We start from the raw sequence: 11,554 nt of genomic DNA, 5'->3' as shown, positions 1-11,554 counted from the left end.
AAATGAATTGCCTTTATTTGCTGGACAGCCTTGAGCAATCAAGCCAGACCGATCTACAAAATTGACTGGCAATTCCACTAATCCGTTACTGGGATCTACATCAGGTGTATTGACTTGCACTGAACCATTGAACTGTGGACTTGCTCCTGTAGCAGTGATATCACTTTGTGGAGTTTGTACATTACTGCGATACTGCATCCCAAAAATACTTTGAGCGTTAATTGCCACTTGACCACCACGAAAATCTCTAGAATTAGCGCTGATATCACTATTTTCTTGGGGAACAGCAATGATGAAACCGTCTGGTGCATTGATGGTGATATTACCTCCGGGAATATTTTCGCCAGTGGCATTAGTCGTGATAGAACTTCCATTGCGTAATAGTAACAAGGGAGTACGCAAAAAGAGATTTCCTCCACCGCCTGTGGTGTCAGCTCGGATGCTGCTGTGGTTGTTGAGATAAATGCGATTGGCATCCACAGACAGCAAACCTGCATTGCCTGTACCTGAACTACTGACTGTCACTTCTGCCTGATTTTGAATGCTGAGGGTTCCCGTTTGGAGATTTAAGTCCCCACCCGCACCACTACCACCAGTCCCAGCAGCAATGATCGAACCATCACCTGTGAGAGTAATCGACTCTGGGGCAGTAATGGTCAGCCGTCCCCCATCACCACTACTGGAGGTAGAGGTAGAGATTTGTGCCCCGTCCTGGAGGTTTACCCTGACACTTTGCCCGTTTCCTCGTGGCTGAATGGTCAAGCTACCTGCATCTCCTGTACTGGTGGTACCAGCGAACAGACCACTGGTTGTCCCAGATAGTTGTAGGTCTGGAGTGTTTACAGTGATGTCGCCTGCATGACCATTGCTAGAAGTCGTGGTGAGCAGTTGCCCGCCACCACTCAAACCCACCGTGTCGGCACTAACTATGATGTCACCACTCCGTCCACTACTGAAGGATTGAGCATTGAGAACTGCACCATTAGTGATCTGCAATTTTCTTGTTTCAACGTGAATTTCACCTCCGTTCCCAGTCGCTAATGGTTTACTGCTTGTAAATAAGCCACTTGCATCCCCTGAGAAATTTACACCAGAGAGGTTTACTGTATCCAAGGTAGCAATGCTGATATTACCAGCATCTCCTTTTCCAGAGGTGGTAGCCGACAGTTGAGCGCCATTGAAGAGTGAGAGCGATCGCGCTGTGAGGTCAATATCGCCTCCTTTGCCTACTGCCCCTGGCTCAAGCGTGCTAGTAGCCTCTGCTCCATCAAAGGAAACGGCATCCCTTGCATGGATCTGGATATTCCCGGCCTTGCCTTGCCCGTCAGACTTAGTGATAATTCTCCCTTGGTCAGAAACAGAGAGTGAGCCTGTGGTGATACTTACGTCTCCTCCATCTCCCAGAGAGCCTGATGTCACCGAGGTAACAACTCCACTGTGGTACACAGTATCTCCACTGTTGTTGTCGTCGTGGTAAAGTATAGGAGCTGTTCCACTAATCTGTACGGTGTCACGAGCGTGGATGGTAACGCGACCGGCATTGCCTGTCCCACCAACATTGGCGGTATTCACAGCAGCCCCGTTGGCCAATAACAGCGAGCCAGTTGAGATCGTTACATCTCCGCCTTGACCTATAGCATCTCGATCAAACACTTGTGTATAAATACTGCTGGGATAATCAAAATCGGACTGACCATTTAAAGAGACAGTATCGCGGGCATTAATATTTACGCTGCCTGCATTCCCCCGTCCAAACGTTCTGGTTGCTATTACACCGCCATTGGTAAGAGAAAGCGACCCCGTAGTGATGTTAATACTGCTAGCGTTACCGACAGCATTTGTATATACGATGTTGCCCACACTACTATCCAAACCATCTAGGGAGACGAGATCGCGGGCATTGATATTCACGCTGCCTAAATTCCCATGTCCACTCGTGTTGGAATACAGTGTAGCGCCATTGGTAAGATAAAGCGATCCCGTACTGATGTTGATGCCGCCAACGTTACCGATGCCATCGGAACTCACGTAATTGTCTATAAGAGTGCCATCTAATAAGACGCGATCGCGGGCATTGATATTCACACTGCCTGCATTTCCCTGTCCACTTGTGCCGACAGCTATTTCCGAGCCATAGTTGAGATAAAGTGACCCTGTAGTGATGTTGATGTTACCAGCGTTACCAACACCAATTTGTTCTTGTTCCAAACTATTGTCATTGTCATTGAATATAAAATTATGAGCCACGGAAGTTCTCATATCACTTAGGTAACCGAGAGAGATTGTATCGCGGGCATTGATATTCACACTGCCTGCATTCCCCTGTCCAGCCGTGGTGGAAAACAGAAGAGTATAAGAATCAAACCCATCTGTGAGAGAAAATGACCCTGTAGTAATATTAATGTCACCTGCATTACCCGTACCTCCAGGACGTACTTCGTTGCTGATTTCACTGCCATCAGCTAGATTTATTGTTTCTGTTGCATCGAGCTTAATATCTCCCGCTTGAGCGCCAGGAAAGCCCAATCCTTCAGCAATTCCCGCCCTAAGTGTACTTTCCTGGTTCAGGGTCAAGTTCCGAGCAGTGATGGCAATACTCCCACGATCGCCTGCAAGAACATTTATCCCAGCACTGTTGCTGAGGGAAACATCTGCCCGCGCTACATCATCGGGAATGGTTAATTGCCAATCTTCGTGAGCAGTAGATAAACCAACAGTTCCTACCCCACCAATACCCCCTAATTCAACATAGCTTCCCGGACTAGTTAAGTGTCCCCCATCTAGTTCCACCAAGCCACCAATCAGCCATAGGTTTTGTCTTGGGGGAACTTGTAAACCAGTGTTATTAAAAGTAGATTGATTAACAATCGGCTTCGGCGTGAGTTGGTTAAAGAAGAGAGCATTAGGGTTAACGCTTAAAAATTGACTAGGTAAAGGTTGAGTCGCATTGCTGCTGAAAAATTCGCCATTGGCAAACCCGATCGCATTGGCAGTCGTAGCAACAAAGGAACCCCCGATGTTAAGTGACGCATTTGCACCAAAAATAATGCCGTTAGGATTGAGCAAAAACAGATTGGCAGTAACATTTGCCCGCATCACACCATCAATATTAGAGATCGATCCACCTGTAACGCGACTAAAAATGTTCTGCACATCTGCGGCATTGTTGAAGTAGGCAGTACCCCCAGTGGGCACAGAAAATGATTGGAAGCTGTGGAATAGATTGCCACCCCGCCTAGCCCCGCCGTCAATTCGGAAGTTGGGGTTGCCAGAGACTTGCGATCGCTCCCCCACAGGTAGTGTATTATCGGGTATTACTTGAGCTGCAATCGGTTGAGTACAACCCAGTATCCACAAAGCACTGCCTACAAAAACCCATAGATGTATATGCCACTGGCTCATCTTGCTGCCTTGCCTCCAGCTATGCTTGAACAAAAATCTTGAGCACAGTTTCCACATAAAAATACTTTAATCATAAAGATTACCGGAAAAGACTCAGCAATAGCAAATAATGATCGGATTTTCTTTACAAGGTGAGTTGACAGACAGCAAGGTTTTACATTGATGGCTGTAAGTTGGATTTTGCCGTTGCATAAATGCGCGATGAATTTGCGGGTGAAACCATTGATAATTCGTTCTAAATTGGGCGAAATCATCCCATGATTCAGCAACGCCCGATTTTTTTATCAATAGCTGCATAATCTCGATTTGCTCAGACCCATAAATATATAGAGATATAGAGGATAAAGGTAAAGCTTTACATCATCAAACGATAAACCAAGTTTCGCTGCAAATTTAGCAATTCTATGCCCGTCTTATCTATAAATAAATATTTCACGGATTTCAACAGGAGGTTCACAAATGAAGATTTTTGTTGCAGGCGCAACGGGAGCGATCGGTCGTCCCCTAATCACGCAACTGTTAGCGCAAGGACATGAAGTAGTTGCGTTGACACGTTCTCTAGAAAAAGCACAAACTTTAGCTGAACAAGGCGTGGAATTGGCGATCGCAGATGTGTTCGATGCCGATGCTGTTAAAGCTGCCATCACCCGCACTCAGCCGGAAGTGGTGATTGAACAACTCACTTCCCTGCCCAAAACCTATACTAGCGAGTCGATGAGTGCAGCAGCAGCACTGAACACTCGTATCCGTCGAGAAGGGGGTGCAAATGTGTTGGCGGCAGCACAAGCGGCTGGCGTGCGCCGTTATCTGAGGCAGTCGATCGCATTCTGGGCAATTCCCGGCGCAGGCTTGGCAGACGAAGAAACGCCATTAGCTTTTGATGCCTCGCCTGCGGTTGCAGCAGATGCTCACATAGTCACTGAAATCGAGCGCCACTTACTCGAAGCGCCCAACCTAGAAGGGATTGCTCTGCGTTATGGCTTCCTTTACGGGCCCGGTACTTGGTTTGCCCCCGATGGCGATGTTGCCCAACAGGTGCGACAGCAACAGTTCCCGATTGTTGGGAATGGGGAAGGTGTGTGGTCGTGGTTACATATTGAGGATGCAGCGATCGCTACAGTTGCGGCAGCAGAACGAGGAAATCCTGGCATTTACCTGATTACGGGCGATCAACCCTTAGCGGTGCGCCAGTGGCTTTCTGCTTATGCCCAATGGCTCAATGCTCCACCACCTCCGCAGGTATCGGTTGAGGATGCTCTGCGAATTAGTGGTGCGGATGCTGTCTATTATGGTACTCAGATGCGAGGCGCATCAAATGCTTTGGCAAAACGCGAATTAAATTTTCAGCCCCGACCCTTGGAATGGATGGTTAACAGCGCCGTGGCTCATGCCAGTTAAAAATTTAGGGGAGAAGAGAGATGAAGATTGCTCAATATGGAACAGCGATCGTGTTCATCCATGCGATCGTACACGGACTACATGGTTTAGCGCATGTAGAAATCCCAGTTCCCCTCTCAATACTTCAAAGTTTATTTGTGGGTATTGTGATTTATGCGATTCCCATCATTGCAGTCGTTTTACTTTGGACGCAGTTTTACCGCATTGGTAGCTGGCTCTTGCTCTTTTCAATGGCAGCATCAGTCCTTTTTGGAATCTACAATCATTTGATCGTAATTAGTTCGGATCATGTGTCTCAAGTTTCCTTTACAGGTTGGGGTCTACTATTCCAAATCACAGCTATTCTGACATTAATTGTGGATGGATTCGGCTCTTGTATTGGCGTCTGGGCATTGAAAACCATTCAGGAACCAGAAAAGGTTATATGAATTGTTTCGATTATTTTAACCACCATCATCTGTTATTGTTTACTTGCTTGCTCCCAATTTAGAGCAGTTTTCTTCCATGATAAATACACACTGAATTAGCCAATTTCTCATTGCACGGTATCTAACATGAACCACATACTCAAGAATAAACGCGCACTCATTACTGGAGGCAGTCGCGGTATTGGAGCAGCGATCGTCAAGCGTTTAGCTAGTGTTGGCGCTGATGTCGCTTTCACATATACCAGTTCACCCGATCGCGCGAACGAAATCGTCCAGGCAGCGCAGGCGCTAGGTGTCCAAGCTCTTGCCATCCAAGCCGACAGTGCCGATGCCAGCGCGGTAGTCGCCGCTGTTGAAGACACGGTGAACAAATTGGGCGGTATTGATATTCTCGTCAACAATGCGGGCGTACTGGCGATCGGCCCAATCGACGATTTCACGCTGGCGGACTTCGATCGAACCTTTGCCATTAACGTGCGTGCCGTGTTTGTGGCGACGCAAGCCGCAGTCAAGCACATGAAAGAGGGCGGACGCATCATCAACATCGGCAGCACTAATGCCGAACGTATGCCATTTCCTGGTGGCGGCGTATATGCCATGAGTAAATCTGCTCTGCAAGGGCTTGTGCAAGGACTGTCGCGTGACCTTGGCCCACGCGGGATTACGATCAACAACGTGCAGCCTGGGCCGATCGCTACGGATATGAATCCCTCGGAGGGGGAGTTTGCCGAGATGCTCAAAAAGCAGATAGCGGTAGCCCGCTACGGCACGGTTGACGAGGTTGCGGGGCTGGTTGCTTATCTAGCCGGCCCTGAGTCTGGTTACATCACCGGCGCAAACCTGATGATTGATGGAGGGTTCAGCGCATAACTGCTGTCCGATTGAGCGATCGCGCAAAACGCCTGCTCGAAGCGATCGCATTTATTTCTCATAGAGGTTGATAAAATATGTTTGATCTCGACCAAACTATTAAAGACCGCCACTCAACACGGAAATTCTTATCCCAACCAGTGCCACGGGCCTTGCTCGATGAAGCCCTGGCTCTAGCGCAGCTAGCACCGTCGAATTCAAACATCCAGCCGTGGCGGTTGGTGTTTGCCCAAGGCGATCGCCGCGATCGTCTGCAAGAGGCTTTGCTAAACCAAGCCAAGCAGCAGCCCAACATCTCTCCTCTACCTTCTGCTTTCCAGCATTACCGTCAAGAACTGGGAGCGCAAGTCTACGGGGCGATGGGGATTACTCGTGATGATCAAGCGAACAGACAGATGGCCGTTCTGCGTAATTACGAATTTTTTGGCGCACCGATGGTTGCTATTGTCTGTATGCACCAAGATTTGGGCGTTGCCGATGCTTTAAGTGTGGGGATGTATTTACAAACGCTGGTGTTAAGCCTAACCGCTCGTGGCATTAGCACCTGCGTAGAGGTTTCGCTAGCGACTTATCCCGAAATCATCCGCAACGAATTGAATATCTCACCGGAATTATTAATCATTTGTGGTTTAGCCGTTGGCTATTCCGATCCTGATTTTCCCGCTAATCATCTGCATATAAGCCGTGAGTCCCTTGAGAAAAACGTTTCGTTTCTTGACGATTGACAAAAGGCTGGTTTTTTTCTACTAGACGCTAAACACAAGTGCAGAAGAGTATCTACGTTCCTAATGCCATTAATGAACGATCTTTGTTGAAGTTTTTCATTTAGAAGAAATTCAAGATGAAGATTGCTCAATATGGTTTAAAGATTCTTTGATTTGTTTGATTCAGGAGATTTTATGTTTAGCAAGATTCTAGCTGCAATTGACCGTTCCCCAAATGGTAATGCTGTTTTTGATGAAGCGCTTACTCTAGCAAAGGCAACTAAAGGAAGCCTGATGCTGTTGCATATCCTATCTAGTGAAGAAAAGGATAGCCCCCAAACACCTACGCTATTTGCTCTCGAATATCACCCATTGAATGGAGAACTTCTAGAGGATTATTGGAAGCAGTGGCAAACTTACGAAGAAGAGGGCTTCAAATTATTGCGATCGTATACAGAAGCAGCAACTAATGCCGGGGTGAGTACTGAATTCACTCAAAATTCTGGCAATCCCAGCCGGAATATCTGTGAACTTGCTCGAACTTGGGGCGCTGACTTGATTGTGATCGGTCGTCGAGGACATTCTGGTTTGAATGAGTTGATTTTAGGCAGCGTGAGTAATTATGTTTTTCACCATGCTCCTTGTTCCGTACATGTTGTTTATGCTCCAGTTCCTCTTAAATCTGAAGTACACCTAGTCAATGAAGCTCAAGTAGTTCATTAAGAATGATCTGTGAATATCTTTATTGATGGTAATGCAAAAGTTAGATTCGTAAACTTCAAGCTTTTGCCTTAGTTATTGCCGTGGAATCGAAATTGTTCTCAAGTAAACACTAATTCAGGAAATTTTGACATGGATAATGTAATAGCCCCGACCCATTCACCTGTTGTAAGACCACCCGAAGTTACATTGGTTCCTAATAACTCACTATTGACTGAGACACCAGAAGAAGGACGACAACTGGCAGTCAAAATGTCACGGTTAATTATTAAATTGACTCAGCCGGATGAAGAAAAACGCAACCAACTGCGAGATGTTTATGGCAATGATGCCATGATGCTGATTGCAGTTGGACAGACGGTTGCAACAGAGTTTGCCACGATCGCAGCTGCTAATAACTACTGGCGGAAGTAATATCTCGAAAGTTTCCCTAAACGTTTACTCACAGGACTTACGCAAAATACGTCTCAAATTCTTATTACTCCATGTTCTCTGTGTCTCTGTAGTAGCCTGCGATACAGGGCGAATGCATCTACATCTTTTAACTATTTGTGCGTAAGTCCTAACTCATTACAAAACAACATATTGGGAGTAGAACTTATGGTTGCAACAACTAAGCAAAATGACACTAAATCATTCGTTTACTCAACCCGAATTGATATTCCCGTAGAAATCCGATCGCAAGTAAATACCTTACTCAATCAAAGCTTGGCAACTGCGATCGACTTGAAGACCCAGATCAAATATGCTCACTGGAATGTCAAAGGTAAAGATTTTTATCAACTGCATCTACTGTTTGATGAAATTGCTTCCGAAGTTGAAGAATTTATTGATTTGATTGCCGAACGGATCACAACATTGGGGGGAAAAGCACTGGGAACCTCTCGAATTGCTGCCAAAGAATCGGAACTGCCTGAGTATCCCTTCGATGCTGTTGATGGCACAGATCATGTGATTGCACTTAGCGATCACTTGGCAATTTACGCTAAATCCCTCCGCAAAAACATTGAAAAAACAAATGATCTGGGTGACATGGATACCAACGATCTCTTTATTGAGATTTCACGAGCGATCGACAAGCGGTTGTGGTTTCTAGAAGCTCATCTGCAAACCTCATTTCAGAACAAAGATCATTCAGACCAAAGTGAGGAGTGATTGATGAAGAATAACTTATTTACACGTCGAAGATTATTGAATGTAGGAATTTTCATCGGTTTAGGTTTTACTACTACCCCACTGATTGCACTTGCAAAACCTCAGAAGCATTCACATCAAACGAAGGAGACTAAAATGGCTGCTAATAATATCGTGCTGGTGCATGGAGCCTTTGCCGACAGTTCAAGTTGGAGCAAGGTGATCCCACTACTGCAAGACAAAGGCTTTCGCGTTACGGCAGTGCAGATTCCCCTCACCTCCCTTGCAAACGACGTTGCTGTAGTAGAGCAGGTTCTTGCAGCTCAGACAGATCCGACAATTCTCGTCGGTCATTCCTATGGAGGTGCAGTCATTACAGTTGCAGGAGCCAATGCACCAAATGTTATTGGATTGGTGTACATTGCAGCTTATGCACCCGATACTGGAGAAAGCCTCGGCGACTTAAATGGGCGTTTCCCCACCCCATCTGGTTCTTCCCATGTCCATCCTGTTTATAATAATCAGTTCCTTGAGGTTGATCCTGATACTTTTCAAGAGGCATTTGCTCAGGATGTTGACACTGTTCAAGCACGTGTGATGGCTGCTGTACAGAAGCCGATCGCAATCCAGAATTTTGACGATAAAGTGACTAAACCAGCCTGGAAGTCCAAGCGATCGTGGTATCAAGTATCTGATAACGATCGCATGATTTCACCAGAACTAGAGCGTTTTATGGCGAAGCGTATTGGGGCAACGGTCATTTCATTACCATCAAGCCATGCCTCAATGGTTTCACATCCTGCGGAAGTAGCAAATCTGATTATTGAGGCAGCAAAGGCAGAAGCCTCAAGTAAAGTTCATTAACCTTAATTATTTATACGATGGTTAAGCGATCGCTAACCCTTATGGTGGAAACTCTCGCTAACCTCTACCTAAAAGGCAAGCCAGCTGAGATTTCTGACGAAACCATTACTCAACTTTGTGACTGGCTGATGGCTGAGTTCCACCAATTGCCCTTAAATCTGCAATTTTCAGATTATATGCGTTACAACAACGCCCAAGAGATGTTTGCTGATATTAAGCGAGGGCAACTTTGGGTATCCGCCGATAGTTACGATTCTACCGTGTATCCCAATCCGATTTATGGATTTATCTTTCAAGGAATGCACGATTATGACCACTACTTGACGGATACCGATTTCAGCCTGGAAGGGGAAATCGCGGCTTACAACTTCACGGCTAAACGTGCGCCTTCTTTAGACATCCAAAAGATTCTCTATTCCGAAATTGTGCTGCGATCTGCTGCCTATCTTTATCTAGGATATGCAGCTACTCCTAAGATTGTTTTTCCATGAGTAATGACAGAGGTAAATAATCATGCACAACTGTCCTTATTGCTCTTACCTATTACTACGGCACATTCAGCACCATAAAATTTGCTGGTTTTGTCCCCACTGTTGGACAATGGTGCCTGTCTTTTCTGAAATAAAATCCACCATCACAGCACTATTGGAGAATCATGGTGATGACCCAAAAATCGTTTACAACTCAGCTTCAAGAGCAAGTCAACTATACCAAACCTGGAGCCAGCCGAAAGTCTTTGGTTAAAGATGAGCAAGTGCAATTCTCACTAGTTTGTCTAACGGCGGACACTGAAATACCAGAACATGTAGCTTCACGGAATATCTCGGTGACTGTAATCGAAGGGCGTGGAGTGCTAACCCTAGAGGGGCGTGAAATTACTTTACAACCGGGAGTTTTCGTTTACATACCCGCAAGCATTCCTCATGCACTTCGTGCATTGGAAAATCTCGCATTTCTGCACACATGAAGTTGAAAGAATCATTGTCCACGAGAAATTTTATCGGCTTTTAAGCAACGCGAGCCATTTGCTGTTTGCAGTGGCGCTGTTGGACGAATAGGGAGAATGAGTGTTGCTGCTTGGCTTGATTGCAAATCTGCTCACTGTATGCAGTCCATCGAAAATATAGCGTTGAATAAAAATCTTAGTTGCAGTTATTGAAGTAGTTGAATACACAACCAAGGATATCATGACACAATACGATTATGTGGTAATTGGTGCTGGTTCAGCAGGCTGTGTTGTTGCCAATCGTTTGACAGAAAATAGCGAAACAACCGTGTTGTTGCTCGAAGCAGGGAATCCAGTAAATAAACCTGAGATTCAAGTTCCTGTAGCCTGGCCAAGCTTGCTAGGCACTGAAGTTGATTGGGCTTACTGGACTGAACCAGAACCACATCTGAATGAGCGGAAAATCTTATGTTCGCGTGGCAAAGTCGTCGGTGGCTCCAGTTCAATCAATGCCATGATTTACATTCGAGGCAATCGCCACAATTTCGACCATTGGCAAAAGCTCGGCAATCCAGGCTGGAGCTATGAGGAAGTATTGCCCTACTTCAAAAAATCAGAAAACCAGCAGCGAGGCGCGTCAGAATTTCACGGTGTTGATGGAGCTTTGAGCGTCACCGATCCGATCGCCCCTACTGCCACCTCAGAGCGATTTATCGAAGCCGCAGCCCAAATAGGCTACGAGCGCAATCCCGATTTCAATGGCATACAACAAGAAGGTGTGGGACTGTATCAATTAACTATTAAAGACGGGAAGCGGCACAGTGCCGCCGCCGCATTTCTAGTGCCAATTCTTGCTCGTCCTAATTTAACGGTTCAAACTGGTGCATTAGTGACTCGAATTTTGTTTAAGGGAACTTCCACAATTGGAGTAGAGTATCTGCACCAAGGAACGCTGCAACAAGTTTATGTTAATCAGGAAGTGATTCTGTCGGCGGGTGTATTCGATTCTCCCAAACTGCTGATGCTCTCTGGAATTGGGAATGCAGAGCATCTGCTCCCGCTCAACATTCCTGTGGTTGCTGATTTAC

General features: G+C 46.0%; 12 protein-coding genes. 11 read left to right on the top strand and 1 reads right to left on the bottom strand.

Going from position 1 to position 11,554, the window contains the following annotated elements:
* Positions 1–3,402: two-partner secretion domain-containing protein (locus V7L07_RS19485; protein WP_335060576.1), on the bottom strand; the 3,402-nt coding region annotated here is incomplete at its 3' end.
* A 459-nt stretch (positions 3,403–3,861) separates the two neighbouring features.
* On the opposite strand from V7L07_RS19485, the gene V7L07_RS19480 reads away from it, so the two are divergent.
* The 11 genes from V7L07_RS19480 to V7L07_RS19430 all read left to right on the top strand — a co-directional run.
* Entirely contained in the window at positions 3,862–4,800 is a 939-nt protein-coding gene (locus tag V7L07_RS19480) for an NAD-dependent epimerase/dehydratase family protein (protein WP_335060574.1), read from the top strand.
* Positions 4,801–4,820: 20 nt separating this feature from the next.
* Positions 4,821–5,228, top strand: a complete 408-nt coding sequence (locus tag V7L07_RS19475; protein WP_335060572.1) for a hypothetical protein — start codon at positions 4,821–4,823, stop codon at positions 5,226–5,228.
* 126 nt (positions 5,229–5,354) lie between these two features.
* The gene (locus V7L07_RS19470; protein WP_335060570.1) at positions 5,355–6,098 is read left to right on the top strand and encodes an SDR family oxidoreductase; all 744 of its coding nucleotides are present in this window, start codon (positions 5,355–5,357) and stop codon (positions 6,096–6,098) included.
* 77 nt (positions 6,099–6,175) lie between these two features.
* Entirely contained in the window at positions 6,176–6,823 is a 648-nt protein-coding gene (locus V7L07_RS19465) for a nitroreductase (protein WP_335060568.1), read from the top strand.
* Between the two features lie 174 nt (positions 6,824–6,997).
* Entirely contained in the window at positions 6,998–7,525 is a 528-nt protein-coding gene (locus tag V7L07_RS19460; protein WP_335060566.1) for a universal stress protein, read from the top strand.
* Positions 7,526–7,654: 129 nt separating this feature from the next.
* Positions 7,655–7,936, top strand: coding sequence for a hexameric tyrosine-coordinated heme protein (locus tag V7L07_RS19455; RefSeq protein WP_335060564.1), 282 nt, complete (start codon positions 7,655–7,657; stop codon positions 7,934–7,936).
* Positions 7,937–8,122: 186 nt separating this feature from the next.
* Entirely contained in the window at positions 8,123–8,677 is a 555-nt protein-coding gene (gene dps / locus V7L07_RS19450; protein WP_335060562.1) for a DNA starvation/stationary phase protection protein Dps, read from the top strand.
* A gap of 3 nt (positions 8,678–8,680) precedes the next feature.
* Positions 8,681–9,520: an alpha/beta fold hydrolase gene (locus tag V7L07_RS19445; RefSeq protein WP_335060560.1), complete on the top strand. Its 840-nt coding sequence runs from the start codon at positions 8,681–8,683 to the stop codon at positions 9,518–9,520.
* Positions 9,521–9,537: 17 nt separating this feature from the next.
* Positions 9,538–10,011, top strand: coding sequence for a hypothetical protein (locus V7L07_RS19440; protein ID WP_334777835.1), 474 nt, complete (start codon positions 9,538–9,540; stop codon positions 10,009–10,011).
* 170 nt (positions 10,012–10,181) lie between these two features.
* The gene (locus V7L07_RS19435; protein ID WP_335060558.1) at positions 10,182–10,487 is read left to right on the top strand and encodes a cupin domain-containing protein; all 306 of its coding nucleotides are present in this window, start codon (positions 10,182–10,184) and stop codon (positions 10,485–10,487) included.
* Between the two features lie 220 nt (positions 10,488–10,707).
* A partial coding sequence (locus V7L07_RS19430) for a GMC family oxidoreductase (RefSeq protein ID WP_335060556.1) occupies positions 10,708–11,554 on the top strand: 847 nt, incomplete at its 3' end.

The sequence above is a fragment of the Nostoc sp. genome (assembly GCF_036916985.1).
In the GTDB taxonomy this organism is placed as follows: Bacteria; Cyanobacteriota; Cyanobacteriia; order Cyanobacteriales; family Nostocaceae; genus Nostoc.
Note: the sequence above shows the minus strand (reverse complement) of the source record. Positions and strands in the feature narration are given on the sequence as shown.